The 26,180-nt window shown below is 51.4% G+C and carries 21 protein-coding genes; 11 read left to right on the top strand and 10 right to left on the bottom strand.

The window, feature by feature from the left end; genetic code table 11:
• Positions 1–175: 175 nt before the first annotated feature.
• From HV302_RS15010 to HV302_RS14990, 4 genes are all read left to right on the top strand, one after another.
• Positions 176–873 (top strand): IS1 family transposase gene (locus HV302_RS15010; RefSeq protein ID WP_223429336.1). Its coding sequence is split into 2 segments (ribosomal slippage): positions 176–425 and positions 425–873, totalling 699 coding nucleotides; the frame shifts between segments, so codons are not numbered across the junction.
• An 89-nt stretch (positions 874–962) separates the two neighbouring features.
• On the top strand, positions 963–1,151 hold the full coding sequence (gene ymcF, locus HV302_RS15000) for a cold shock small protein YmcF (protein WP_181627471.1): 189 nt from the start codon (positions 963–965) through the stop codon (positions 1,149–1,151).
• A gap of 73 nt (positions 1,152–1,224) precedes the next feature.
• Entirely contained in the window at positions 1,225–1,455 is a 231-nt protein-coding gene (locus HV302_RS14995) for a hypothetical protein (protein WP_019076503.1), read from the top strand.
• A gap of 206 nt (positions 1,456–1,661) precedes the next feature.
• Positions 1,662–1,835 carry a GnsA/GnsB family addiction module toxin gene (locus HV302_RS14990; RefSeq protein ID WP_016152691.1) on the top strand — a complete coding sequence of 58 codons (174 nt, stop codon included), beginning with the start codon at positions 1,662–1,664 and terminating at the stop codon, positions 1,833–1,835.
• A gap of 262 nt (positions 1,836–2,097) precedes the next feature.
• On the opposite strand, the gene HV302_RS28615 is transcribed toward HV302_RS14990, so the two are convergent.
• A complete protein-coding gene (locus tag HV302_RS28615; RefSeq protein WP_367397984.1) occupies positions 2,098–2,163 on the bottom strand; it encodes a hypothetical protein in 66 nt (21 codons plus the stop codon).
• Positions 2,164–2,532: 369 nt separating this feature from the next.
• Between HV302_RS28615 and HV302_RS28045 the strand changes: the two genes are divergently transcribed.
• Both HV302_RS28045 and HV302_RS14985 read left to right on the top strand, forming a co-directional pair.
• Positions 2,533–2,697 (top strand): YnfU family zinc-binding protein, encoded by a 165-nt coding sequence (locus HV302_RS28045; RefSeq protein ID WP_175299807.1) that lies wholly within the window; start codon positions 2,533–2,535, stop codon positions 2,695–2,697.
• A gap of 156 nt (positions 2,698–2,853) precedes the next feature.
• Positions 2,854–11,436 (top strand): GH36-type glycosyl hydrolase domain-containing protein, encoded by an 8,583-nt coding sequence (locus HV302_RS14985; protein WP_181626204.1) that lies wholly within the window; start codon positions 2,854–2,856, stop codon positions 11,434–11,436.
• Positions 11,437–11,455: 19 nt separating this feature from the next.
• Here HV302_RS14985 and HV302_RS14980 read toward each other — a convergent pair whose 3' ends face one another.
• Positions 11,456–11,689, bottom strand: coding sequence for a hypothetical protein (locus HV302_RS14980; RefSeq protein ID WP_029139493.1), 234 nt, complete (start codon positions 11,687–11,689; stop codon positions 11,456–11,458).
• Positions 11,690–11,842: 153 nt separating this feature from the next.
• Here HV302_RS14980 and HV302_RS28610 point away from each other — a divergent pair, with 153 nt between their 5' ends.
• A complete protein-coding gene (locus tag HV302_RS28610) occupies positions 11,843–12,019 on the top strand; it encodes a YnfU family zinc-binding protein (protein WP_213083733.1) in 177 nt (58 codons plus the stop codon).
• A 502-nt stretch (positions 12,020–12,521) separates the two neighbouring features.
• Here HV302_RS28610 and potB read toward each other — a convergent pair.
• Both potB and potA read right to left on the bottom strand, forming a co-directional pair.
• Positions 12,522–13,385 (bottom strand): spermidine/putrescine ABC transporter permease PotB, encoded by an 864-nt coding sequence (potB, locus tag HV302_RS14970; protein ID WP_016150058.1) that lies wholly within the window; start codon positions 13,383–13,385, stop codon positions 12,522–12,524.
• The gene (gene potA / locus HV302_RS14965) at positions 13,369–14,505 is read right to left on the bottom strand and encodes a spermidine/putrescine ABC transporter ATP-binding protein PotA (protein WP_016152695.1); all 1,137 of its coding nucleotides are present in this window, start codon (positions 14,503–14,505) and stop codon (positions 13,369–13,371) included. The genes potB and potA overlap by 17 nt, the downstream gene beginning before the upstream one ends.
• Before the next feature lie 250 nt (positions 14,506–14,755).
• Here potA and pepT point away from each other — a divergent pair, with 250 nt between their 5' ends.
• A complete protein-coding gene (gene pepT, locus HV302_RS14960; protein WP_181626201.1) occupies positions 14,756–15,982 on the top strand; it encodes a peptidase T in 1,227 nt (408 codons plus the stop codon).
• Between the two features lie 104 nt (positions 15,983–16,086).
• On the opposite strand, the gene roxA is transcribed toward pepT, so the two are convergent.
• The 5 genes from roxA to znuC all read right to left on the bottom strand — a co-directional run bounded on the left by roxA (position 16,087) and on the right by znuC (position 21,126).
• On the bottom strand, positions 16,087–17,208 hold the full coding sequence (gene roxA, locus HV302_RS14955; RefSeq protein WP_016152697.1) for a [50S ribosomal protein L16]-arginine 3-hydroxylase: 1,122 nt from the start codon (positions 17,206–17,208) through the stop codon (positions 16,087–16,089).
• Between the two features lie 92 nt (positions 17,209–17,300).
• Positions 17,301–18,764: a two-component system sensor histidine kinase PhoQ gene (gene phoQ, locus HV302_RS14950; RefSeq protein WP_016152698.1), complete on the bottom strand. Its 1,464-nt coding sequence runs from the start codon at positions 18,762–18,764 to the stop codon at positions 17,301–17,303.
• The gene (phoP, locus tag HV302_RS14945) at positions 18,764–19,435 is read right to left on the bottom strand and encodes a two-component system response regulator PhoP (RefSeq protein ID WP_003846709.1); all 672 of its coding nucleotides are present in this window, start codon (positions 19,433–19,435) and stop codon (positions 18,764–18,766) included. The genes phoQ and phoP overlap by 1 nt, the downstream gene beginning before the upstream one ends.
• Positions 19,436–19,588: 153 nt before the next feature.
• Positions 19,589–20,374, bottom strand: a complete 786-nt coding sequence (znuB, locus tag HV302_RS14940; RefSeq protein ID WP_103766149.1) for a zinc ABC transporter permease subunit ZnuB — start codon at positions 20,372–20,374, stop codon at positions 19,589–19,591.
• Entirely contained in the window at positions 20,371–21,126 is a 756-nt protein-coding gene (gene znuC / locus HV302_RS14935; RefSeq protein ID WP_016152761.1) for a zinc ABC transporter ATP-binding protein ZnuC, read from the bottom strand. Before znuC ends, znuB begins: the two co-directional genes overlap by 4 nt.
• Positions 21,127–21,204: 78 nt before the next feature.
• Between znuC and znuA the strand changes: the two genes are divergently transcribed.
• The 3 genes from znuA (at position 21,205) to lpxM (ending at position 24,575) form a co-directional block, all read left to right on the top strand.
• A complete protein-coding gene (gene znuA / locus HV302_RS14930) occupies positions 21,205–22,149 on the top strand; it encodes a zinc ABC transporter substrate-binding protein ZnuA (RefSeq protein WP_019076521.1) in 945 nt (314 codons plus the stop codon).
• Between the two features lie 15 nt (positions 22,150–22,164).
• Positions 22,165–23,484: a murein DD-endopeptidase MepM gene (gene mepM / locus HV302_RS14925; protein ID WP_016152763.1), complete on the top strand. Its 1,320-nt coding sequence runs from the start codon at positions 22,165–22,167 to the stop codon at positions 23,482–23,484.
• A 119-nt stretch (positions 23,485–23,603) separates the two neighbouring features.
• Entirely contained in the window at positions 23,604–24,575 is a 972-nt protein-coding gene (gene lpxM, locus HV302_RS14920) for a lauroyl-Kdo(2)-lipid IV(A) myristoyltransferase (protein ID WP_137381103.1), read from the top strand.
• Positions 24,576–24,620: 45 nt separating this feature from the next.
• Here the strand turns inward: lpxM and pyk are convergent, their stop codons facing one another.
• On the bottom strand, positions 24,621–26,063 hold the full coding sequence (gene pyk, locus HV302_RS14915) for a pyruvate kinase (protein WP_016152765.1): 1,443 nt from the start codon (positions 26,061–26,063) through the stop codon (positions 24,621–24,623).
• Between the last annotated feature and the right edge of the window lie 117 nt (positions 26,064–26,180).

Raw genomic sequence — 26,180 nt, 5'->3', positions numbered from 1 at the left:
ATATACACTGAAAAAATAATCTCGTCTTACTTTTTTAACTTATAAAAAAGGAGGGCGATGCCTGACATAGGTTATTGTTAATCAATTGCTAATGCAGTAGCGAAAGAAGACGTAATTTTTGGTGATGCTGCCAACTTACTGATTTAGTGTATGATGGTGTTTTTGAGGTGCTCCAGTGGCTTCTGTTTCTATCAGCTGTCCCTCCTGTTCAGCTACTGACGGGGTGGTGCGTAACGGCAAAAGCACTGCCGGACATCAGCGCTATCTCTGCTCTCACTGCCGTAAAACATGGCAACTGCAGTTCACTTACACCGCTTCTCAACCCGGTACGCACCAGAAAATCATTGATATGGCCATGAATGGCGTTGGATGCCGGGCAACCGCCCGCATTATGGGCGTTGGCCTCAACACGATTTTACGTCACTTAAAAAACTCAGGCCGCAGTCGGTAACCTCGCGCATACAGCCGGGCAGTGACGTCATCGTCTGCGCGGAAATGGACGAACAGTGGGGCTACGTCGGTGCTAAATCACGTCAGCGCTGGCTGTTTTACGCGTATGACAGGATACGGAGGACGGTTGTGGCGCACGTCTTCGGTGAACGCACTCTGGCCACACTGGAGCGTCTTCTGAGCCTGCTGTCGGCCTTTGAGGTCGTGGTATGGATGACGGATGGCTGGCCGCTGTATGAATCCCGCCTGAAGGGAAAGCTGCACGTAATCAGCAAGCGTTACACTCAGCGCATTGAGCGACATAACCTGAATCTGAGACAACATCTGGCAAGGCTGGGACGGAAGTCACTGTCGTTCTCAAAATCGGTGGAGCTGCATGACAAGGTCATCGGGCATTATCTGAACATAAAACACTATCAGTAAGTTGGAGTCATTACCAGTTGAGTTTAGTGCTGAACAGGGACCTAAAGGCCCCTCAGCAGTTAATGTCGTGGCTGTATAAGGTAACTGTTATTACACATCATATTCACTTCAGATGCCCGTATTGCCACGGATCTCAGTACAGAACGTCGAGCTTTGATGTTACTGAAAAAAATCCTTTCGGAGCAAAATGTATTTTTTGCAAATCGGTAATGATTACATTTGACAATGTTGCGCTATACATTCGTTCTGGTCAGACTTCGTTAGATTTTAGAAAATAAAGTTCAGGTTCCTTATGGAGCCTTTTTTGTATGCTAAACCGTTCATCTTTGTACGAACCATCACGGTATCATTATGAAAAAAGTAATCGTTTTTTTTAACTCAGAACCGGCAGTTGTTGTATCCGTAATGAAGGGAATTACTTCGATAATGCGTGAGTTTCCCAATGGGGAAAAAGCACACCTGTCCGTGATGTCAGCAGGATTTCCATCTCTGACAGGAGACCATAAAATAGTTTATGTTGCCTCTGATCGCGATGTCAGTTCCGAAGAGATTCTCGAGGCAGCATCGAAGCTTTTGAAGTGACATCTGATTGTTTCTTTACCGACCGAGATAGTAGTCCAGTGGTTTGCAGATGTTTTGCGCTTTACTTGTATGAAGATTGTACTGCAACCTCTTGATTATTGAGTCTTTCCATTCTATCTTTTAAACATGTCAGCGCTGTTATAAGTGCTCCACGGGGAATGTTACATACTTGGCGTTGATACGTTAGAGATCAAGAGAGGTAAATAATGAACGTCGAAGAGTTAAAAACAAAAACTGAAGCGGATATTTCTGAATTCATTACAAAAAAAATTGTTGAACTCAAAAAAAAGACAGGAAAAGAAGTTTCCGACATCCAGTTTACTGCTCGTGAAAAAATGACTGGGCTTGAAAGCTATGATATTAAAATTACATTGATCTAATTGTTAAAAGACCCAGCTTGAATGAAAAGCATTATCTTAAAAGGTAATGCTTTTTTATTACTGTCAAAAAATTTGGATGTTGTCAAAACCTTCATTTTTAACCATAGAGACAAGGCCTGACTTTTTAATGGGGCCTTTCCGATGCCAGCCCGCGCTATCGGGCTACTGCTGGCTCAGGGCAGGGAATGCACTTGTCGAATATTTCGTGGTCAGTGTGTATCACATTGAGGGGAGTGGGGTGACGTAGTAGCCTGCGAATGGGTTAATTATCATTTCGGTCGGGATTGTTAGATAACCCAACTCCTACTTTTACCGCAGCAAACAACATAATGCACAGAGCGGTAATGACGGTAAATACCAATGAAAGGCTGGTAATCATAAATTTTCTTCATTTCAGATGGATTTGATTATTAGACTAAGACATAAAGGAAAAGTTCAGGGTAAATATAATAGTATTTCCCGGAAAAAATATCGAAGCGGGTCATTGTATACCAGAGCGGGCTGCAGGGAGCCGTATCCAAGAGTGGCGGGTCAACGGTCTCAACGGCCCCTGTGGCTGCAAATATCTATCTTGGCAAACGTCGTCACCTACCCTGTGATATCCCCCTTTTGGATAAAAAATAGGAAGATAAATTAAATGGTTAAATTTTATCCAAACGTGGTACAGTGAATCTCATTCATCGAAAGGGTAATCATCATGTCTCTCATCGATTACGCAATGAAGTACCTCGGCGGCGTATCGACGACTACTGTCATCTGCCCGGCCTGCGGCTTACGTTCATCCCAATCTATTTCTAAAATTCGCCTTAAGCAGACAATGCTGTGCCCTGGCTGTAAAACACTGTTTGTTTCACCACGATAACCCTGACACTTAGTTGCACCTAAACCCGGTGTTCTATACTTAAGTCAAATCCCGGCAGCTGTTAAATCCCTGATGCCTTACGCCCATCCTGAGAGAACGTTTCTGAACTGATTTCGCAACTGCTCCTGCATGCTAACTCTGCATCAGAGCAATGCTATGAAAATGAACCCCAGGGCGTGGTTTAACCGCTCCCATATTTCGATGAATGCTACCGAAAGCGTAACGTTTTCGGCGAACGATCCTGCCGGTGAAAGCACGCTGCAGTCAGAACTCTTTTCGACCGCCCAGATGGAACGCTACGGTCAGAAGCTCGCACGGACCCATAAATTATCGCCGGATAAACATCCTTATTATCTTCTAAAAAGACTCGGCGAGAATGAGGCCATCATCACCCAAAGCTGTTATGAGCTTAACGCGGGTAAAAAGACCAGCATCATGCCTGCCGGGGAGTGGTTGCTGGACAATTATTATCTGATTGAGGAACAAATCCGCACTGTCCGCCAGCACTTGCCGAAAAGCTTTGGTAAAGGTCTCCCGTCGCTGATGTCTCCGCTGAATTGCCCACGAATTTACAATATTGCATCAGAGGCCATTGCTCACGGTGACGGGCGCTGGGATGCCGCCAGCCTGACCAGCTATCTCACCGCCTATCAACAGGTGACCCCGCTGACATTAGGTGAAGTCTGGGCGTTACCGGGAATGCTGCGCCTGGCGCTGATTGAAAATCTTCGTCGTATCAGTATCGAAGTGATCAAAGCGCAGCAGGACAGAACGCTGGCTGATATGTGGATAACAAAGATTTTCGGATGTGCAGAGAATGCCCCTGGCGATTTAATCATGGTGGTTGCCGATATGGCACGCTCCCGACCTACGTTAACCAGTGCGTTTGTCGCAGAGCTGGTGCGGCGCCTGCAGGGGCATGGCAATGCGCTGTCGTTACCTCTGACCTGGGTTGATCAGTGCCTTCGGGAACAGGGGATCACCACCGACGTTCTCATACATAATTTCAATCAACAGCTTGCCGCCAGCCAGCTATCTGTCAGTAACAGTATCGCGGGTCTGCGATTACTGAGTGAAACGGATTGGGCTGATTTTGCCGAAACGATAAGTGTCGTCGAACAGGCATTACGCAATGATCCTGCCGGTATCTATCCTCGGATGCACTTCAATACCCGGGATCATTACCGGCACGTTGTTGAGGTACTGGCCAGAGACAGTGGTCTCAGCGAGCCTGACGTTGCTGACAGGGTGCTGACGCTTTCAGGAAACAGTGCTCCCGATACACTGGAACATCATATTGGTTATTATCTCGCAGGCGAAGGTCGGCAGGCGCTGGAAATTCATCTGTTAGCAGACACCTCAAGGCTCATGCGCTTGCGGCACAGTTTCAACAGAATAACCCTGCTGTCATGGCTTGGAAGCCTGGCGTTGTTGACAACCGCAACGACCGCGGCAATTTTGCACGAAACAGCCATGCAGGGCGCAGACTGGCTGCTGATCGCGGTGATATTCCCTCTGATTATCGCTGTAACTCAGTTGATGAGCGATTTACTCAGTGACGCCACCACCCGTTTTCGCGTTCCTCGCCCCTTGCCGCGGATGGATTTCTCAACCGGCATTCCCCTTGACAGCGCCACTCTGTTAGTCATCCCCTGCATGCTGACCAGCCACGCAAGTTTCAGCCAACTCCTCACCAGTCTTGAAGTCTGCTGGTTGGGGAATGAAAACGAAAATCTCAGGTTTGCGCTGCTCACTGATTTCGCTGATTCTGCAAATGAACCCTCGCCGGAAAGCCAGATGCTGCTCAGACAGGCGATCGCTGATACGCAGGCGCTGAATCGCCGCTATCCCTCCAGCCGCCCACGTTTTTACCTGCTACACCGCCAGCCTGAATGGAACCCCGCTGAAGGAACGTGGATGGGCTATGAACGCAAGCGGGGAAAACTGGCGTTACTGAACAGCTGGTTGCGCCATCCGGGGACACAATTCGTCAGCATTGCAGACATGCCTGCTAACCTTTTACCGGGCCACATTAAATACGTCATTACCCTGGACAGTGATACGGTGCTGCCGCGCGATACGGCGCACAAACTGGTCGCGACGATGGCGCATCCGCTGAATACGCCAGAGTATGATCCGGTACGCCAGAGGGTTGTCAAAGGATTTGGCATTTTACAACCCGGCCTTGCGGAGGAGATACCACGCAACGGTCAGGGACGTTACGCCGCCATGCGCAGCAGCATACCGGGCAATAATCCCTATTCGATGATGTCTTCGGATATCTATCAGGACCTTTTTGGGGAAGGATCGTTCGTGGGGAAAGGGATTTACGATGTTGACATTTTTATGCAGGCCACGGCCAACACCTGCCCGGAAAACCTGGTTCTCAGCCATGATCTACTCGAAGGATGCTATGCACGTTCGGGTCTGCTGAGTGAGGTGTTACTCTATGAACAGTACCCGAATAATTATCTGTCGGATGTTGCACGCCGTTCACGCTGGATCCGGGGTGACTGGCAACTGCTTAACTGGCTGAAACCACGTGTCAGAAGAGCCGATGGAACCCGGACCAGGAATCCGCTGACTGCGCTTTCTTACTGGAAATTACTCGATAATCTGCGTCGCAGTCTGGTCGCCCCCTCATTACTGGTATTGCTGTTCTTCACCCTGCTCGGGGTACCTAATCCGGTTTACTGGCTGGGCGTACTGTCGCTGATATGGCTGTTGCCAACCATCCTCTGCATCACCCATGACCTGCTGCATAAACCTCTGCGTCGCCGCCTGAAGCCGCATCTGTTACTGGTAGGGGCGGGCGCGCTGAAGCGTTTGTCAGGTATCGGCCTTAATTTTGCGATACTGCCGCATGAAGCCGGATATTCGCTAAAAGCGATCGCCGTGACGTTATGGCGATTGGGGATCAGCAGGCGTCACCTCAGCCAGTGGGTCAGCCACAGCCAGGACAGCAATCAGGCCGGACCCACTGTCGCGCGTTTTTATCAGGCGATGTGGCTGAATGTTGCATGTGGTGTGATGCTGATAATACTGACCGGACAATTTGCTCCACAACTGCTGGGGATTGCGTTGCCGATCGGTTTGTTATGGTGTGTGGCACCGCTGCTGATGAGCTGGCTGAGTCGCCAGCCTGCGCGTAAGGTGTTTTCGCCCAATCCGGAACAAAAACAGCTGTTGCGCCAGACAAGCCGTGAAATCTGGGCGTTTTTTGAAACCTTTGCCACAGAAAAAGAGAACTGGCTTCCGCCTGATAACTACCAGGAAATACCGCAGCCGACGGTGGCCCATCGAACTTCTCCTACCAATATTGGTCTTTCCCTCATGGCTAACCTGACGGCATGGGACTTTGGCTACCTGCCCGGCGGGGAAGTGCTCCGGCGCGTGTCGCTCACGCTCGACACAATGGATAAAATGGAGCACTACCGGGGCCATCTCTACAACTGGTATGACACTCGTACGCTGGCCCCCCTCAGCCCACGCTATATCTCAAGCGTTGACAGCGGCAACATGGCAGGGCATTTGTTGACACTGCGTGCAGGGCTGTCCGCCATGCGTCATCAGCCAGTTTTAAATCGCCAACAGATACTGGCAGGGCTGAACGATACGCTGGATATTCTGGAAAAACAGTGGGGTCAGAACCCGCCTGACAGCTTGCGGTTGCTGCGAAAACACTGTCTGAGCGCGGTGTCGCTCTCTCCGCAGACATTTTTCAGCGAGCTGAAAAATATGCGCACCCAGTGCAATCACCTGAACACGCTATGCCATCAGGGATCTCCTCTTCAGATGCGTTGGGCAGGACATCTGGAGCATCAACTGGTTCAGCTTTGCCATGAGTGGTCGCTGCTGCTTGGTTGGTTACCTGCATCCTGGAACGAACAGACGCTGCCGACTTTGTGCGAGCTTGCGCGCGCAACATTTACTGGTGTAGGAACCCCCCCGGCGTCAGCGACGGAGCAGGCCCGGATGCGACTCAATATTATCACTGAACTTGAACAACGGCTGGATGAGCATGCCCGGATGGATTTCGCCTTTCTGTACAGCGAAGCAACCAGTCTGCTCAGTGTTGGCTATAACTGTGACACGAATATGCCTGACAAGAGCCACTACGATCTTCTACCGTCTGAAATCCGCCTGACCAGCTTTCTTGCCATTGCCACTAATCAACTGCCTCTTAAAAGCTGGTACGCGCTTGGGCGACTGTTCACCACCATTGACAATGAAACAGCCCTAATGTCATGGAGCGGGTCAATGTTTGAATACCTGATGCCGAATCTGGTAATGCCCACCTGGCCTGGCAGCCTGCTCGATGAAATGAGTCAGTCGGCGGTAATGCGCCAGATTCATTGGGGGAAAGAACGCGGAGTACCGTGGGGCGTTTCAGAGTCTGGTTATCATGCTTTTGATGTTCAGCATAATTATCAATATCAGGCATTTGGTGTGCCGGGTCTCGGCCTGCGCAGGGGGCTTGCCGATGACATGGTTGTCGCCCCTTACGCCACACTGCTGGCGTTGATGGTCTCCCCACAGAAAGCCTGTGAGAACCTTTTCAGGCTGCAAAAAAATGGCGCACATGGTGAATACGGTTTTTATGAAGCGCTGGACTATACTCCCTCACGCCTCGCAACCGGTCAGCTCTATGCGGTGGTTCAGTCCTGGATGGCGCATCACCAGGGCATGGCGTTTCAGGCGCTGGCTCATGTGCTACTTGACGCCCCGATGACTGAACGCTTCATGTCCAGTACGGTCTTCCGATCAGCGAGCCTGCTGTTACAGGAACGCGTGCCGGATGCGGTCGATCTGTACAGCCCACGCCGTCATTTTGAATCTCATGAGGGCAGGGTCAAACCCGTTCGCTATGAACCCCGTATTTTCTATGGCGTGGACACGCCGGCCCCGGATATTCAACTGCTGTCCAACAACCATTATCATCTGATGTTGACCACGGGCGGCGGCGGCTATAGTCGCTGGAATAATATTGCGCTCACGCGCTGGCGCAGTGATACCACCCGCGATAACTGGGGAGCCTTTTGCTATATCCGCGATATACAGACGGGGAATGTGTCGAGCAATACCTGGCAACCGACAGCCCACACCAGCGGGCATGACGAGGAAGTGATATTCACCGATGCGAGTGCTGAATTCAGACGCACTTTCGATGGGCTCAGCGTCAAAACTCAGGTTGTGATCTCCCCGGAGGATGATATTGAGTTGCGACGACTCACACTGATTCATCGTGGTCGCCAGCCCCGCTCTCTGGAACTGACAACCTATGCCGAAGTAGTACTGGCGCCTGAAGCCAGCGATCTGGCACACCCGGCATTTAGCAATTTGTTTATTCAGACGGAACTGGATCCTGAGCGTGACGCTATTCTTTGCCACCGGCGCCCGCGTTCACCGGGTGAAGCGAGTCCCTGCCTGTTTCACATGATGGTGGTGCATGGCGATAACCGTCATAACGTTTCGTTTGAAACAGACAGGGCAAAATTTCTTGGTCGTGGCAGAAACCCTGCGGATGCCCAGGCAATAAAGGCAGGCGGGGCGCTCAGCAACACGTCGGGGTCAGTGCTGGATCCGATCCTGGCAATACGCCACACCATCACTCTGCAGCCGGGGCAGCCGGTCACGATTGATATCATTTATGGCATCAGCGAGACCCGCCAGCAGAGCCTGGCGTTGCTGGAAAAATACCGCGATTACCCTATCGCTGATCGCGTCTTTGAACTGGCCTGGTCTCACAGTCTGGTGGTGTTACGCCAGATGAACGCCAGTGAAGATGATGCCACTTTGTTTAATCGTCTTGCCAGCGCGGTGCTTTACCCTGTCCAGGAGCTGCGCGCCGAAGGCCAGGCGATCAGCCGCAACCGGCGTGGTCAGTCCGGTCTGTGGGGCTGGGCAATTTCAGGCGATCTGCCGATAGTGCTGATCAGTATTACCAGCGAGGAAAGTATTGCTTCAGTGACCACACTGATTCAGGCGCACCGTTACTGGAGACAGAAAGGACTGGATGTTGATTTGGTTATCCTGAATAACAGTCCCGGCGGCTACCAGCAGGGCTTACAAAATCAGATTATGGACTTAATTTATGCCGGGTCTGAAGCCAGCCTGCTGGACAAAACGGGCGGTATTTTTGTTCGTAATGGCGAGCATCTCTCTGCTGAGGATAAGTTGCTTTTGATGAGCGTGGCCTGTCTTTATCTTGATGACCGCACAGGCAGTATTAATGAGCAGCTTAATCAGCGTACTCATACCCTGAAACCTCAGGCCAGAGCACTCATTCCACGAGCTGTGCGCGAGCGTAATCAACATACGGACTGGAGCCCCGATATCAGTCAGTTATGCCATTTCAATGGGTACGGTGGATTTTCTCAGGATGGTCGGGAATATCAGATTGTCCTGCGGGAAGATGCGCAGACACCGGCTCCCTGGTCAAACGTACTGGCAAATGCCCGTTTTGGCACTGTGATTTCAGAGGCGGGACAGGCCTACTCCTGGTATGAGAATGCACATGAATACCGGTTGACACCGTGGGAGAACGATCCGGTGAGCGATCGCAGCGGCGAGGCGTTTTATCTGCGCGATGAAGAGAGCGGTGAGTGTTGGTCACCGACGGCTTTACCTGTTCGCGGACATGGTGATTACCTGACCCGCCATGGTTTCGGTTACAGCGTGTTTGCCCATCGAGAGAATGGTATAGACAGCGAGCTGACGGTCCTGGTTGCCGAAGAGACGCCGGTTAAACTGGCGCTCCTGACGCTCAGTAACTCTTCGGGGCGGACACACAAACTTTCCGTCACCGGCTATGTGGAGTGGACGCTCGGAGGAACACGAACTCGCTCAGCCCCTCACATTGTGACACATGCGGCCAGACCGCCTGGCGGCTGCGGAGTGCTGGCGAACAACTTTTATGGTGATAACGGTAGCGGTCGTACTGCCTTTTTTGCCGTCAGCGGTAATGACTGTTCGTTGACCGGGGATCGCCGGGAGTTTATCGGTCGTAATGGTTCTCTACACGCCCCGTCGGTCATGAAGCTACGCAGGCTTTCAGGTAAAACGGGCGCCGGTCTGGATCCCTGCGGGGCAGTACAATCGGCGGTAACATTAATTGATGGCGATCAGAGGACGTTTATTTTTATCCTCGGCGCAGAGGAGAATCATATTCGAGCTCAGGAGACGCTTGCCCGTTATATGAATGAGGAGACGGTCCGCGAGGAGCTGAACCGGGTTCACAACCACTGGCACAATATGCTCGATAAAATCGTGGTTAACACCCCCGACACATCGGTAAATTTACTGGTGAATGGCTGGCTATTGTACCAGACGGTAGTCTGTCGCCTGATGGCTCGCAGCGGTTACTACCAGTCCGGCGGCGCATTTGGTTTTCGCGATCAACTGCAGGATACGCTGGCGCTGAGTCATGCTGATCCGAACCGGATGCGAGAACAGATAATCCTGTGTGCATCACGGCAATTTATTGAGGGTGATGTACAGCACTGGTGGCACCCGCCACACGGCAACGGGGTGCGCACCCGCTGTTCCGATGACTATCTGTGGCTTCCGCTTGCCGTTTGCCACTATGTTGAAACGACGGGGGATATGGATGTACTGGAAACACGTATCCCTTATCTGGAGGGACGTCCGCTTCAGCCTGGTGAAGAGTCTGCCTATGATACGCCGGTGATCAGCGGTACCGAAGAGACACTCTGGTTACACTGCGTCAAAGCCATTAAGTATGGACAACAGTTCGGGGAGCATGGTCTGCCGCTGATGGGGGCGGGTGACTGGAATGACGGCATGAACCGGGTGGGGATCGAAGGCAAGGGTGAAAGCGTCTGGCTGGGCTTCTTCCTGTTCGACATTTTGCAGCGGTTTGCGGCGCTGGCTGATCGCAGGCTGGATGAAAGTGTCACCTCAATGTGCCGTTCACAGGCTGTGCGCCTGCAAAGTAATCTCGAAGCCCACGCCTGGGATGGGGAATGGTACCGGCGTGGATATTTTGACGATGGTACTCCCCTGGGGTCGAAAGCCTCACAGGACTGCCGGATTGATGCGATTGCCCAGAGCTGGTCAGTATTGTCCGGGGCCGCTAGCCCGGGACGGTGCGCAAAGGCCATGCAGGCGCTGGACAAACACCTTGTGGATAGCGAGGGGGGACTGATAAAACTATTAACGCCGCCTTTCGATGGGCACGGTCCAAATCCGGGTTACATACAGGGCTACCTGCCTGGTGTGCGGGAAAACGGAGGGCAGTATACACATGGCGCTATCTGGGCTGTGATGGCATTTGCCCGAATGGGGAATGCCGAACGTGCCTGGCAACTCTGGTCCATGCTCAGCCCGATAAATCATACTCTGAATGCGAACTCAGTCGGGATTTATAAAGCCGAGCCTTATGTCATGAGCGCTGATGTCTACAGCGTCGCTCCCCATATCGGACGTGCCGGATGGAGCTGGTATACCGGTTCATCAGGCTGGGCCTGGCGTTTACTTACCGAGGAATTACTGGGGATAAAACGTTCCGGTGCTGACCTTACGGTTCATGCCCGGTTGCCGGATGGGTGGCCGTCTTTTTCTATGACTTATCAATATGGCGAAAGCCATTATCAGATTAGTGTCTCACACGGCGATGCAGAATATCGCGTTACATTGGATGGTGTTCTCCTCCCTGATGACAGAATACCGCTGCGGGATGATGGACAAAACCATACGGTTGAGATTATTCAGAACTGACACTGAGTCCGGACGCGCATTAACGTCTGCCGTTAATGCGCTGATTATCCCTGAGAACCTCAATCGCTGTCTGCATGGCGATTTTGTCATCTCGTTTTTTTTGCTTGTCCTGCATGACCTGAAGGTATTCCAGCAAAGTTCGGGTATTAATAGGTCGGCCCTGTTTGCCGACTGCCAGCACGGCTTCGCCAAGAATAATTTTCACTGGTGGCAACTGGGCCGGGTACCAGTCAAGGGTGTCTTCTGATTTCATGATAAATTTCTCACGGAAGGGTATTATATCATAAATCAGACGTTTATTTTTCAATATCTGATATCCTGATTTAATCATAAATTAACATAACTTAAGCCAGTTATTTTTATATTAAGGCGTATAATAATTACTGTGTTCCTCAGAGAATTATTTATGTCTTATACAAAAGGACTCAGGCACTTTAAAGAAAGACCGGTGCATGTTGCCTGCCCGGTATGCGCATACAGAGCCGATCAGAAAGCAGGTAAATTAAGAAAAGATGCGGTTCTGGAGTGCCCTGCCTGCGGGCTGTTGTTCAGACCATCAGAATGCTGGTGTATCGGCGGCTGATCGGCTTCTGCCACCTAACGTGAGTGATATTGGGAAATGACAATATTGCTCCTGTACTGTAGTTTGAGAGGATATGATGATGAAATCTAAAAAATCTATTTTTATTGAAGGACATATCCTTTCGAACAGCTGTCATGGGCAGGTTGGTCAATCTTTCTGTATCCACAGGGCCAAGTTTAATAATGGTAAATATGCGATTATCCGGGAAGCATCCGGAATATGTTTCAAGCCTGGCGAAATTATTCAACGAAACGATTGCGAGTGGTTTTATAACCTTACCAAAATTCGCCTTCTCTCATTTGAGTACCTTGAAGATGATGAATCCAGAAGACAATTTCTTGAATATCGATAATAAATTCATGCGTATCATGACGGCATATTTTTGCGGGTTTACAATTCCTTTCTGATTTTACAAATCTTATCCCCGTTCGTGACCTGGCATGCAGTTTACTTGAGGGTAAAAAGCATGCCATGATCATTTTAACTTACTGAGTAATAGCGGTTAACTATCAATGTCGCTAACCTTCTTGTTCAGCAAGCGGGAGGCGCGCCAGTAGATCAGCAGCATCAGACCCATGACGATGGTCAGCGTAATGCTGGTGGCAGCACCGAACGGCCAGTCGCGGATGTTCAGGAACTGAACTTTAATCACGTTGCCAATCAGCAGGTTTTTCGCCCCACCCATTAAGTCGGAAACGTAAAACAGCCCCATTGCGGGCAGCATAACCAGCAGGCATCCGGCGATAATTCCCGGCATCGTTAACGGAATAATGATGCGGGTGAAGGTCTGAAGTTTACTGGCGCCCAAATCGCGCGCGGCTTCCAGCAGCGGTTTATCGAGCTTTTCAATGCTGGAATAGAGCGGCATCACCATAAACGGCAGCAGGATGTACACCAGGCCGATAATCACCGCGCTGGGGGTAAACATGATGCGAATGGGGGTATCGATCACGCCGAGCCACAACAGAAATTCGTTGAGGTAGCCCTTGGTACTGAGGAATATTTTGAGTCCGTAGATGCGAATAAGCGAGTTGGTCCAGAACGGAACAATCAGCAGGAACAGCAGCAATGGACGCACTTTTTCCGGCAGTTTCACCAAAAACCAGGCAAACGGATAGCCGAGCACCAGACAGGCGAGCGTGGCAATCAGCGCCATATTGAGGGAGTGAACCAGTACCTCAAAATAGAGCGGATCGAGCAGGCGTGTATAGTTTTCCAGCGTAAAGACCATTTTGACGAAATTGGCGTCGTCGCGGGTCAAAAAGCTGGTGCCGATGATCATCAGGTTGGGCAGAAAGACAAATAACACAAGCCAACCGACAATGGTGACGATCACCACACTCTGGAATTTACTTGTGTTCTTCATCAGCCAGTACGACCTCCCAGCTTTCTACCCAGTTAATCGCCATTTTCTGATCGAGAGAGTGGTCAAAGTCAGGATCGTCTTCGTTGAAGAATTCACTGACCATCACCATCTTGCCATTTTCCAGTTCCACAACCGACTCCAGCGTCATGCCCTTGTAGTTGCGTTCACGCACGTAGCCGATCAGGCCTTCGATATGATTGTCGTCGTTGATTTCATCAACGCGCAGATCTTCAGGGCGTAACAGGACGTGCAGCTTCTGCCCGGGAATCACCGCGAAGTTGACATAAATATTGCACTCACGACCTTCAACGTTAGCACGAACGCGCTGTTCGTCCAGACGTTCTATCACCGTCGCGTTAAACATATTGATCTCACCGATAAACCCGGCGACGAACAGGTTTTTCGGCTCTTCGTAGATTTCGCGGGGCGTACCGTCCTGCTCAATCTTGCCATCGCGCATCACCACGATACGGTCTGACATGGTCAGCGCCTCTTCCTGATCGTGAGTGACAAAGACAAAGGTGATACCAAGCTTACGTTGCAGCGCTTTCAGTTCGTTCTGCATCTGCTTGCGTAGTTTGTAGTCCAGCGCAGAGAGAGATTCGTCTAACAGGAGTAAACGGGGTTTATTGACCACCGCTCGGGCAATCGCTACGCGCTGCTGCTGTCCACCGGAGAGTTGATGCGGTTTTCGCTGGGCGAACTCTTCCAGCTGCACCATGCGCAGAGCTTCGGTAACGCGGGGAGGAATGTCGGCTGCGGGCGTTTTTTGCATGCGTAAGCCAAAGGCCACATTCTCAAAAACGGTCATGTGGGGAAATAACGCATAGCTTTGGAAGACGGTGTTCACGTAGCGGTTTTCCGCAGGAACGTGAGTGATGTCCTGGTTGTCCAACATGATATGACCGGAATCAACCGTTTCCAGACCGGCAATCAGGCGAAGAACGGTTGTTTTACCGCAGCCAGAGGGGCCAAGCAGCGTGAGAAACTCGCCATTATTGATGGTCAAATCCAGGCTGGAAATCACCTCTTTGCCATCGAAACTTTTGCGAATTCCCGCTAATTGCACCAGTGGAGAAAGCGAACGCGGTTGTTTATTCAATTTTTTACTCTGTCCCATGTAAACGCAACGGATGGCTGACCGCTGCGGGGTTCGTGGTTAACCACCTTGATGACTCTTAATGAGGGCCATTATTCTACGGCAAACCATGGTAATCGCCAATCCTTGTTGCGAATTACTGACTTAGCCCTATAGTCAGAGGGGATGTCAGGGCGAAATATTCTCACTTGCGGGGATAAAAGTGACCTGACGCAATATTTGTCTTTTGTTGCTTATTGATAATGTTGTCACAAAAAGTGAGGGTGACTGCATGGATAAACTACTTGAGCGTTTTTTACACTACGTGTCGCTGGACACCCAATCAAAATCGGGCGTGCGGCAGGTACCCAGCACCGAAGGACAGTGGAAATTATTACAACTGCTCAAACAACAGCTCGAAGAGATGGGGCTGGTTAACATTTCACTGAGCGAAAAGGGGACGCTGATGGCCACGTTGCCCGCTAACGTTGCTGGCAATATTCCCGCGATCGGCTTTATTTCCCATGTGGATACCTCACCGGATTTCAGCGGTAAAAACGTTAATCCGCAAATCGTTGAAAACTATCGCGGCGGCGATATTGCGTTAGGCATTGGTGATGAAGTTCTGTCGCCGGTGATGTTCCCGGTGCTGCATCAACTTCTGGGTCAGACGCTGATCACCACAGACGGTAAAACGCTGCTGGGCGCGGATGATAAAGCTGGCGTGGCGGAAATCATGACCGCGCTGGCGGTGCTCATCCAAAAAGATATTCCGCACGGTGATATCCGCGTGGCCTTTACGCCGGACGAAGAGGTTGGTAAAGGGGCGAAGCATTTTGACGTTGCGGCATTTGATGCGCAGTGGGCCTATACCGTTGACGGCGGTGGCGTGGGAGAGCTGGAATTTGAAAACTTCAACGCCGCGTCGGTTAATATCAAAATTGTCGGCAACAATGTCCATCCCGGTACCGCAAAAGGGGTGATGGTGAATGCACTGTCGCTGGCTGCTCGTATTCATGCTGAGGTTCCGGCAGACGAAAGCCCGGAAACGACGGAAGGCTACGAAGGCTTTTATCATCTGGCGAGCATGAAAGGGACGGTCGTTCGGGCGGATATGCACTACATCATCCGTGATTTTGACCGCAAGCAGTTTGAAGCGCGCAAACGCAAGATCATGGAGATCGCCAAAAAGGTCGGCAAAGGGTTACACCCGGATTGCTATATCGAACTGGTGATTGAAGACAGCTACTACAATATGCGCGAAAAAGTGATTGAGCATCCGCACGTGCTGGATATCGCTCAGAAGGCGATGCGCGATTGCGATATTGAGCCGGTGCTGAAACCTATTCGTGGCGGCACCGACGGCGCGCAGCTGTCGTTTATGGGGTTACCGTGTCCGAATCTGTTCACCGGAGGCTACAACTATCATGGTAAACATGAGTTTGTAACTCTGGAAGGAATGGAAAAAGCGGTGCGGGTGATTGTACGTATTGCGGAGTTAACCGCAAAGCAGCAGTAAATTTATCGATAGATGCCGGATAGCGCTTCGCTTATCCGGCCTACAGTATTTCACTCCAAAAGGCCTGATAGGACGCGCTAGCGTCGCATCAGGCACCGTTCGTATTATCCTTCGAAGAACCAGTATCCGCTGTTAACCAGTGCGGCAAGCATGGCAAGGAAAGACGGATCTTCCAGCGCATCCTCAAAGTTCTCGGCCGTCAGAACAATATGGCTGGCAAGTGCTTCCAGGGCAGGGCGATGCGGTGAATCAATTTTCTCACCGTTGGCGTAGACGTCATCGCCGATGCGCAATACGCGCAATCCGCCCAGACGCACTAACACATCCCCTTGCTTCAGGGCATCGTAAATTTCGTCTGGCTGATACGGCGGCTCCGGTGGAGCAATATCCAGCTCATGACGAGACTGAGATATAAACTCGCCAAACCACTGCTGGAAATGTTCCGGCTGATTAATCAGTCCGAGCATCATTTCACGCAGCTTGTCCATTTCCTGCGGCAGAACGTCAGCCGGATGATCGCGCGGCGGCAGGTCAGGATCGCTGTAATACGTGCTACCCAGCTCACGTTGCAAAACGTAATCGGCGAAGCCGCTGATCAGTTCGCGAGTATTCGGCGCGCGGAAACCGACCGAATAGTTCATGGCGTTTTCCAGCGCATAGCCTTCGTGCGGGAATCCTGGTGGAATGTACAGGATATCGCCGGGTTCCAGCTCTTCATCGATGATGGCTTCAAACGGGGCGACCTGCAGCAGGTCCGGGTGAGGGCAGTGCTGCTTCAACTGCAGTTTTTCGCCCACGCGCCAGCGACGTCGCCCGGTTCCCTGAATAATAAACACATCGTACTGATCAAGATGTGGGCCAACGCCGCCACCGGGTACGGAGAAGGAGATCATCAGATCGTCAATCCGCCAGTCCGGCAGTTCGCGAAACGGACGCATCAGCGCGGCGGTGGGTTCATGCCAGTGATTGACCGCCTGTACCAGCAGCGACCAGTTGTTCTCGCCGAGATGATCATAGCTTTCGAACGGACCGTGGCTAACCTGCCATTTACCGTCCTGGTGGCTGACGAGTCGGCTGTCGACTTCGCTTTCCATTGCCAGTCCAGCCAGTTCGTCAGGAGAGAGTGGATCAATAAAGTTGTTAAACCCGCGTTTTAAGACCACCGGGCGTTTCTGCCAGTGGCGTTCAAGAAAATCGGGCCAGTTAAGTGTGAGTTGGTATTCCATAATGAGCATCCCGCAGGCTGGTATCTGCAACCGATTATAACGGATACTTAACCGCAAGCGGGAAATCAGTACATATTTATTACATGCGGCGATTACTCGTCTATCTGCCCCGGCTGCTGGCGGCCAAAAATAACTTCCATGCGCGCGCCACCCAGCAGGCTATCGCCTGCAATAATCTGCCCGTCATACTGTTCGGTGATTTCTCGCGCCACCGCCAGTCCAACGCCTTGACCTGGCCGTAGCGTATCGACACGCTGTCCACGGTCAAACACCACTTCCCGTTTGCTTTGCGGAATACCAGGACCATCATCTTCAACCAGAATGTGTAGCTGATCCTCGGACAAATGCGCTGAAATCTCGACAAACTCCAGACAATATTTACATGCGTTATCCAGCACGTTGCCCATCACTTCGACAAAATCGTTCTGTTCGCCCACAAAACTGATTTCGGGTGAGATATCGAGATTTATGTTGACGCCTTTACGCTGATACACCTTATTTAGCGCCGAGGTGAGTTTATCCAGCAACGGCGCGACTGGATGCAGTTCGCGGCTAAGCAGCACGCTGCTGCCACGCATGCTGGCGCGATGCAGGTAATAGCCAATCTGCTGGGAAATACGGCTGATTTGTTCCAGCATGATGGGTTCCGCGTCGCTTACGTTCATTTTTTCATTACGCATCGAGCGGAGCGTACTCTGTAATACCGCCAGCGGTGTTTTCAGGCTGTGGGTGAGGTCTGTTAACGTCGTACGGTATTTGTCGTAGCGCTCGCGTTCGCTTTTTAGAAGTCGATTAAGATTGCGGACCAGGCTGGTCAGTTCGCGCGTGGTGGCGGGGTTTAACATCTCTCGATGATGTTCCTCAAGCTCACGGACTTCACGCGCCAGCGATTCGATGGGCCGCAGACTCCACCAGGCGGCTACCCATAACAGCGGAATGACCAGCAACAGATTGGCGACCAGCACATAAATAAACCAACTCCATACCATATACGAGCGCTTTAGCTCAATAGGAATGGTATCGACAACCACTATGGTCAACTGTGGCATTCTGGCAGTGGCGGGGTAGACGTTCACGGCGACCGAGTGGGTCATTTCGGCATCGTCATCATCTTCTCTGACTTCTTTTAGCTGCTGCTGAGCGGAATGATCTTCGCCCAGTAAGGTGCTGGTGGCATCTACATTGGCTTCAATCTCATGAAAACCGTTCGCTTTTAGCCATTCCGGTTGGATACTGTGCGTCAGCCAGGGAACATTGCGCTGCGCCCACAACAACTCACCGTCTTCGTTATAGATCAGCGACATTGTTGGGCTTTGCATATCGAGATTCTCAGGCAGCTCGACGTTTATCTTACCGTTCTCCCATTTTGCCAGGGTATAGAACAGGTTACTTTCACCCCGCAGCAGGCGGAACGTTGTTTTATCAAAGCTGACGCTGTAACCCACCAGGGCAACCATGCCGTAGGCCAGCGAAAGCACCAATACCACGCCCGCGGTTGCCAGTAAAAAGCGCAACCGCAGTGATAACGGGAAAAAATGACGCAATAATTTATTCATTAGCGCAGTTCAAAAAGATATCCCTGGCCACGCACGGTGGTGATGACATCATCCGGGTATTGCGCCTGTATTTTTTTACGCAGACGCCCCATCAGAACATCAATGGTGTGGCTTTCACGTAGCTCGGCATCCGGGTAAAGCTGTAACATGAGCGAATCTTTACTGACCACTTTGCCGTTATTACGGATAAGTGTTTCCATAATGGTGTATTCGAACGCCGTGAGCTTGATAACTTCATCATTGACGGATAACTCGCGCCGAGAGAGGTCCACCTGGAAAGGAGGAAGAGAGATAATCTGCGATGCCAGACCGCTGTTGCGACGCATCAGTGCCTGCATGCGCGCTGCCACCTCTTCGATATGAAACGGTTTTGTGACGTAATCGTCGGCTCCGGCGCTGAGTACTTCCACCTTGTCCTGCCAGCCTTCACGCGCGGTTAACACCAGAATCGGCAACGAAACCTCATTGCTACGCCAACGGCGGATCAATGACAAACCGTCTTCATCGGGGAGTCCTAAATCAACGATCGCAATATCCGGCAGATGTTCATTCAGATAATAGTCCGCTTCCTTCGCATCTTCTGCATCATCCACCTGATGCCCTAAATCCTGTAACTGAACCTTGAGGTGGTGGCGTAATAAAGCATTATCCTCGACAACCAGTACGCGCATCATCGTTTCTCCCTAAAATAACGGTATAAATAGTTTAACGCTGATTATGTGGCTGTGGGGATAAACATTTAATAAACCGCGGGAAGGGAAGCATTTCGCTCATGAAATAAAAAGCCGGATAAGGCGATAGCCTCCATCCGGCTAAAATACGCATTAGCTCGCCTGTTTTTTCATCATGCTGAAGATAAACAGCAGCGCAGCACACAGCACCACGGAAGGACCTGCCGGGGTGTCATAGAAGGCCGAGAAGGTCAGCCCGCCTGTAACCGCTATCATTCCCACACCAACGGCAACCCCTGCCATCTGTTCTGGCGTACGGGCAAAGCGACGGGCGGTTGCCGCAGGGATAATAAGCAGCGAGGTGATAATTAACGCCCCGACAAATTTCATCGCCACGCCAATAGTTAATGCTGTGACCAGCATCAGCAGAAGCTTAACGCGTTGCAGTTTCACGCCATCCACAAATGCCAGATCCGGACTGATGGTCATCGACAGCAGGTTGCGCCACTGCCAGAACAAAATCGCCAGAACGATAACCACCCCAATGGCGATGGAAATAAGATCTTCCGGCGTCACGGCGAGCAAATCACCAAACAGGTAGGCCATCAGATCCACACGGATGTTAGACATCAGGCTGACGACAACCAGCCCTAATGACAGTGCACTGTGGGCCATAATGCCCAATAAAGTATCGATCGCGAGGTGGGGGCGTTTTTCCAGCCATACCAGACCGCCTGCCAGCATCAAGGTGACGACGATGACTGCATAGAAAGGGTTTACATCCAGCAGCAGGCCAAAGGCGACCCCCAGTAGCGAAGCGTGGGCCAGCGTATCACCGAAATAAGACATTCGACGCCAGACCACAAATGAGCCGAGTGGGCCAGCGGCACAGGCCAGCATGATCCCGGCTAACCAACCGGGTAATAACAATTCAATCATGAGTGACCATTTCCCCGGCGTAAGACGATACGACCCTGTAAATCGTGGCGGTGATTATGATTATGACGGTAAATTCCGAGTTGTTCGGCACCGCGTTGTCCGAACATTGAGATGAATTCCGGGTGCATGGAAACCACTTCCGGCGCACCAGAACAACAAATATGATGGTTCAGGCACAGTACCTCATCGGTTTTTGCCATCACCAGATGCAGGTCATGAGAAACCATCAGTACGGCGCAATCCAGTTCACGTCGCAACTGATCGATAAGATCGTACAGTGCGACCTGCCCATTGACATCCACGCCCTGGGTTGGCTCATCAAGCACCAGTAGCTGAGGTTTATTCAATAAAGCACGGGCCAACAGGACGCGTTGTGTCTCCCCGCCAGAGAGTTTTTGCATCGGCGCATTCATCAGATGTCCGGCCTGAACACGCTTCAGTGCCGGAAGGATATCTTCTTTTTTGGTGCCGGGACGCAGGCGCATAAACCGACTTACCGTCAGCGGAAGCGTAGTATCGAGGTACAGTTTTTGCGGCACATAGCCAATCCGCAATCGACCATTACGCTTGATAACTCCCTCATCAGCCTCTACCAGCCCTAATACAACGCGCACCAGCGTAGATTTCCCGGCACCATTTGGGCCGAGAAGCGTCAATATTTTACCGGGTCGAAGTTCAAGCGATACGTCAGAGAGGACGCGGCGTTGACCATAAGAGACCGAGACATTTTCCAGTGAAACCAAAGTCGTCATATCAATTTTAGTCTTGCAGAAGTTATAGAATGTTATAATATCACAATTCTCACATTCATTACGATGATTGGTCGCATTATGTTACATAAAAATACGCTTCTTTTCGCAGCATTATCCGCTGCTCTTTGGGGTAGTGCAACACAGTCGGCAAATGCCGCTGTCGTGGCTTCTCTTAAGCCGCTGGGGTTTATCGCTTCAGCCATTGCTGACGGGGTTACTGACACCCAGGTTCTGCTGCCTGACGGGGCTTCCGAACACGATTACTCATTACGTCCTTCAGACGTAAAACGCTTACAGGGCGCGGACTTAGTCGTTTGGATTGGACCTGAGATGGAAGCGTTTATGGAAAAATCAGTCAAGAATATTCCTAACGCAAAACAGGTAACGATTGCGCAGCTCAATGACGTGAAGCCGTTACTCATGAAAGGTGCTGACGACGATGATGACGATCATGGACATAATGATGCCGGCAGTGAAAAAAGTGACGAGCATCACCATCACGGCGATTACAACATGCATCTTTGGCTTTCCCCAGAGATAGCACGGGCCTCAGCGGTTGCAATCCATGAAAAATTAGTGGAACTTATGCCGCAAAGTCGAGCCAAACTTGACGCCAACCTGAAGGATTTTGAGGCACAATTAGCCGCAACCGATAAGCAGGTAGGTAACGAGCTCGCGCCGCTCAAGGGAAAAGGTTACTTCGTTTTTCATGACGCCTATGGCTACTACGAAAAACACTACGGACTAACACCGCTTGGTCACTTTACCGTGAACCCTGAGATTCAACCTGGTGCGCAGCGTTTACATGAAATAAGAACACAGTTGGTTGAGCAAAAAGCAACCTGCGTTTTTGCTGAGCCACAGTTCAGGCCAGCGGTCGTTGAAGCCGTCGCGAGAGGGACATCCGTTCGAATGGGAACGTTGGATCCGCTCGGAACGAATATCAAACTGGGAAAAACAAGCTATTCAGCGTTTTTGAACCAATTAGCCAACCAGTATGCGAGCTGCCTGAAAGGAGATTAATGAGGAAGTGATTACGTGCAACAGATAGCCCGCTCTGTCGCTCTGGCATTTAATAATCTGCCGCGGCCCCATCGCGTTATGCTGGGGTCGCTTACCGTACTGACATTGGCCGTCGCTGTCTGGCGGCCCTATGTTTACCATCCTGATTCTGCACCTATCGTCAAAACTATCGAGCTGGAAAAAAGCGAGATTCGTTCACTATTGCCTGAGGCCAGCGAACCTATCGATCAGGCCGCTCAGGAAGACGAAGCTATCCCACAGGACGAACTGGATGACAAAACGTCTGGTGAAGCCGGCGTGCATGAGTATGTTGTCTCCACGGGCGATACGCTGAGCAGTATTCTGAATCAGTACGGCATCGATATGGGTGACATCAGTCAGCTCGCGGCTTCCGACAAACAACTGCGTAACCTGAAAATTGGTCAGCAACTTTCCTGGACGTTAGGCGCGGAAGGTGATTTGCAGCGCCTGACCTGGGAAGTCTCCCGTCGTGAAACCCGTACTTACGATCGCACCGCGACGGGTTTCAAAATGAGCAGCGAAATGCAGCAGGGCGATTGGGTTAACAGCCGAATCAAAGGCACCGTGGGCGGAAGCTTCGTCGCCAGTGCCAAAGATGCCGGACTGACCAGCTCTGAAATCAGCGCAGTGATTAAGGCCATGCAGTGGCAGATGGATTTCCGCAAACTGAAAAAAGGCGATGAGTTCTCGGTACTGATGTCTCGCGAAATGCTGGACGGTAAACGCGAGCAAAGCCAACTGTTGGGCGTACGCTTGCGTTCTGAAGGTAAAGATTATTACGCAATCCGTGCTGAAGACGGTAAGTTCTATGACCGCAACGGTACCGGACTGGCGAAAGGCTTCATGCGTTTCCCGACGGCTAAGCAGTTCCGCATCTCTTCCAACTTTAACCCGCGTCGTCTGAACCCGGTGACCGGACGCGTTGCGCCGCACAAAGGTGTCGACTTTGCGATGCCGCAGGGGACGCCGGTGCTGTCGGTGGGTGATGGCGAAGTGGTTGTAGCGAAGCGCAGCGGCGCAGCCGGATACTATGTTGCGGTTCGTCATGGTCGCACCTATACCACACGTTATATGCACCTGCGTAAGTTGTTGGTCAAACCAGGACAAAAAGTGAAACGTGGCGATCGTATCGCGCTGTCTGGCAATACCGGGCGTTCAACGGGTCCGCATCTGCACTACGAAGTCTGGATCAACCAGCAGGCAGTGAATCCTCTGACGGCGAAACTGCCGCGCACAGAAGGTCTGACCGGGTCGGATCGCACCGATTACCTGGCACAGGTGAAAGAGGTTGTTCCTCAGTTGCGTTTCGATTAATTAACACGTTGACAGAGCCGGTACGCTATGCGTGCCGGCTTTTTTATTTTGTACGGCGCATCGCGCGCCGCTACACTATCAGCAGATCTACTTTTCGCCGCACCAGACACTGGAAGAGCATGGAAACGAAAAAAAAGAATATTGAATATATCCCTGAGTTTCACAAATCATTTCGCCATCCGCGCTACTGGGGTGCATGGCTTGGTGTGGCGGCGATAGCAGGCATTTCGTTAACGCCAGCATCATTTCGCGATCCAATTCTGGCAAAGCTCGGAAGAATGGCCGGGCGGCTGGGAAAAAGCTCGCGTCGCAGAGCACTGATCAATTTATCCCTCTGCTTTCCTGAGCGCAGCGAAGCTGAGCGTGAAGCTATTGTCGATGAGATGTTTGCGACTGCACCTCAGGCGATGGTCATGATGTCGGAACTCGCCATACGCGGCCCGGAAAAAATTCAGCATCGGGTTGACTGGCAGGGGCTGGAAATCATCGAAGAGATGCGTCGCAACGATGAAAAAGTGATTTTTCTGGTTCCTCATGGTTGGGGCGTAGATATCCCAGCGATGCTGATGGCTTCCCAGGGACAGAAAATGGCTGCGATGTTCCACAATCAGGGAAATCCGGTATTCGATTTTGTCTGGAACACGGTGCGTCGTCGTTTCGGTGGTCGTTTGCATGCGCGTAATGATGGCATCAAACCGTTTATTCAGTCTGTACGTCAGGGATATTGGGGATACTACCTGCCGGATCAGGACCATGGCGCTGAGCACAGCGAGTTTGTGGATTTTTTTGCTACCTATAAAGCCACGTTACCGGCGATTGGCCGCCTGATGAAGGTGTGTCACGCCCGTGTGGTGCCGCTGTTCCCGGTATACAATGGGAAAACGCATCGCTTAACGATTCAGGTTCGTCCTCCGATGGATGACATCCTGACGGCGGATGACCACACCATTGCCAGACGAATGAACGAAGAAGTGGAAATCTTTGTGACGCCGCATCTCGAGCAATACACCTGGATTCTAAAACTGCTTAAGACGCGCAAACCCGGTGAAATTGAGCCTTATAAGCGCAAAGATCTTTATCCGAAGAAATAAAAAAAAGCCTCTCAAACGAGAGGCTTTTTTACATCAAACGGGGCGTTACTCGACGGTCAGAATACGCGTGGTATTCGTTGAGCCAATGGTGCTCATGACATCGCCTTGCGTCACAATGACCAGGTCGCCGGAAACCAGATAGCCTTTATCGCGCAGCAGGTTCACTGCTTCACTGGCGGCAACGACGCCGTCAGTTTCGCTGTCAAAGTGAACCGGGGTGACGCCGCGATACAGGGAAGTCAGATTCAGCGTACGTTCATGACGAGACATCGCGAAAATCGGCAGACCAGAACTGATGCGTGAGGTCATCAGTGCAGTACGACCGGATTCCGTCATTGTGATGATAGCGGTAACCCCTTTCAGGTGGTTAGCGGCATACATCGCTGACATGGCAATCGCTTCTTCAACGTTATCAAACTGCACGTCAAGGCGGTGTTTAGAAACATTGATGCTCGGGATCTTCTCAGCACCCAAACAGACGCGCGCCATAGCCGCGACGGTTTCAGCAGGGTACTGACCTGCTGCAGTTTCTGCAGAGAGCATAACGGCATCGGTACCGTCGAGGACGGCGTTAGCCACGTCCATCACTTCCGCACGGGTCGGCATTGGGTTGGTGATCATCGACTCCATCATCTGCGTGGCGGTAATGACCGCACGGTTCAGCTGACGTGCGCGGCGAATCAACGCTTTCTGAATACCTACCAGCTCAGGATCGCCAATTTCAACGCCCAGGTCGCCACGCGCCACCATCACCACGTCGGAGGCAAGGATGATGTCATCCATCGCATTCTGGTCGCAGACGGCTTCTGCACGTTCTACCTTGGCGACAATTTTCGCATCGCAGCCAGCGTCGCGCGCCAGACGGCGGGCATAGTTCAGATCTTCGCCGCAGCGCGGGAAGGAGACGGCCAGATAGTCAACGCTGATTTGCGCAGCGGTGACGATGTCGGCTTTGTCTTTTTCGGTCAGGGCTTCAGCAGAGAGACCGCCGCCCAGTTTGTTAATGCCCTTATTGTTGGACAGCGGGCCACCGACGGTAACTTCGGTGAAGACTTTCATGCCCTGAACTTCCAGCACTTTAAGTTGTACGCGGCCGTCGTCGAGCAGCAGGATATCGCCTGGGACGACGTCAGCAGGCAGTCCTTTATAATCAATACCGACTTTTTCTTTGTCGCCTTCGCCTTTGCCGAGGTTGGCGTCTAACAGGAACTTGTCGCCAACGTTAAGAAATACTTTACCTTCTTTAAAGGTTGATACGCGGATTTTAGGTCCCTGCAGGTCACCCAAAATAGCTACATGACGTCCCAGTTTTGCGGCAATTTCACGGACTTTATCCGCCCGCAGTTTGTGATCTTCTGGAGAGCCGTGAGAAAAGTTCATACGTACGACGTTCGCACCCGCGGCGATAATCTTTTCAAGGTTATTATCGCGGTCAGTTGCCGGGCCTAACGTGGTAACGATTTTGGTTCTGCGAAGCCTTCTGGACATGTAATACTCCGTTGACTGAAACAACTTGGTGTTGCGTGAACATTAATCCGGTCGTTCTCAAATATTAACGGTAAATGAACGACCCGGATGATAAAAGGGTAGAACATTGTTATTGCT

It is taken from the genome of Citrobacter sp. RHBSTW-00859, from assembly GCF_013729795.1.
GTDB lineage: Bacteria > Pseudomonadota > Gammaproteobacteria > Enterobacterales > Enterobacteriaceae > Citrobacter > Citrobacter braakii.
This window is presented reverse-complemented; position numbering and strand designations above follow the sequence as displayed.

What these genes read in the sequence shown, in the direction of transcription:
- HV302_RS14995 (WP_019076503.1), top strand. Translation starts at nt 1,225, where the DNA reads ATGAAAAAAGTAATCGTTTTTTTTAACTCAGAACCGGCAGTTGTTGTA.
- HV302_RS14990 (WP_016152691.1), top strand. Translation starts at nt 1,662, where the DNA reads ATGAACGTCGAAGAGTTAAAAACAAAAACTGAAGCGGATATTTCTGAA.
- HV302_RS28045 (WP_175299807.1), top strand. Translation starts at nt 2,533, where the DNA reads ATGTCTCTCATCGATTACGCAATGAAGTACCTCGGCGGCGTATCGACG.
- HV302_RS14985 (WP_181626204.1), top strand. Translation starts at nt 2,854, where the DNA reads ATGAAAATGAACCCCAGGGCGTGGTTTAACCGCTCCCATATTTCGATG.
- HV302_RS14980 (WP_029139493.1), bottom strand. Translation starts at nt 11,689, where the DNA reads ATGAAATCAGAAGACACCCTTGACTGGTACCCGGCCCAGTTGCCACCA.
- HV302_RS28610 (WP_213083733.1), top strand. Translation starts at nt 11,843, where the DNA reads ATGTCTTATACAAAAGGACTCAGGCACTTTAAAGAAAGACCGGTGCAT.
- potB (WP_016150058.1), bottom strand. Translation starts at nt 13,385, where the DNA reads ATGAAGAACACAAGTAAATTCCAGAGTGTGGTGATCGTCACCATTGTC.
- potA (WP_016152695.1), bottom strand. Translation starts at nt 14,505, where the DNA reads ATGGGACAGAGTAAAAAATTGAATAAACAACCGCGTTCGCTTTCTCCA.
- pepT (WP_181626201.1), top strand. Translation starts at nt 14,756, where the DNA reads ATGGATAAACTACTTGAGCGTTTTTTACACTACGTGTCGCTGGACACC.
- roxA (WP_016152697.1), bottom strand. Translation starts at nt 17,208, where the DNA reads ATGGAATACCAACTCACACTTAACTGGCCCGATTTTCTTGAACGCCAC.
- phoQ (WP_016152698.1), bottom strand. Translation starts at nt 18,764, where the DNA reads ATGAATAAATTATTGCGTCATTTTTTCCCGTTATCACTGCGGTTGCGC.
- phoP (WP_003846709.1), bottom strand. Translation starts at nt 19,435, where the DNA reads ATGCGCGTACTGGTTGTCGAGGATAATGCTTTATTACGCCACCACCTC.
- znuB (WP_103766149.1), bottom strand. Translation starts at nt 20,374, where the DNA reads ATGATTGAATTGTTATTACCCGGTTGGTTAGCCGGGATCATGCTGGCC.
- znuC (WP_016152761.1), bottom strand. Translation starts at nt 21,126, where the DNA reads ATGACGACTTTGGTTTCACTGGAAAATGTCTCGGTCTCTTATGGTCAA.
- znuA (WP_019076521.1), top strand. Translation starts at nt 21,205, where the DNA reads ATGTTACATAAAAATACGCTTCTTTTCGCAGCATTATCCGCTGCTCTT.
- lpxM (WP_137381103.1), top strand. Translation starts at nt 23,604, where the DNA reads ATGGAAACGAAAAAAAAGAATATTGAATATATCCCTGAGTTTCACAAA.
- pyk (WP_016152765.1), bottom strand. Translation starts at nt 26,063, where the DNA reads ATGTCCAGAAGGCTTCGCAGAACCAAAATCGTTACCACGTTAGGCCCG.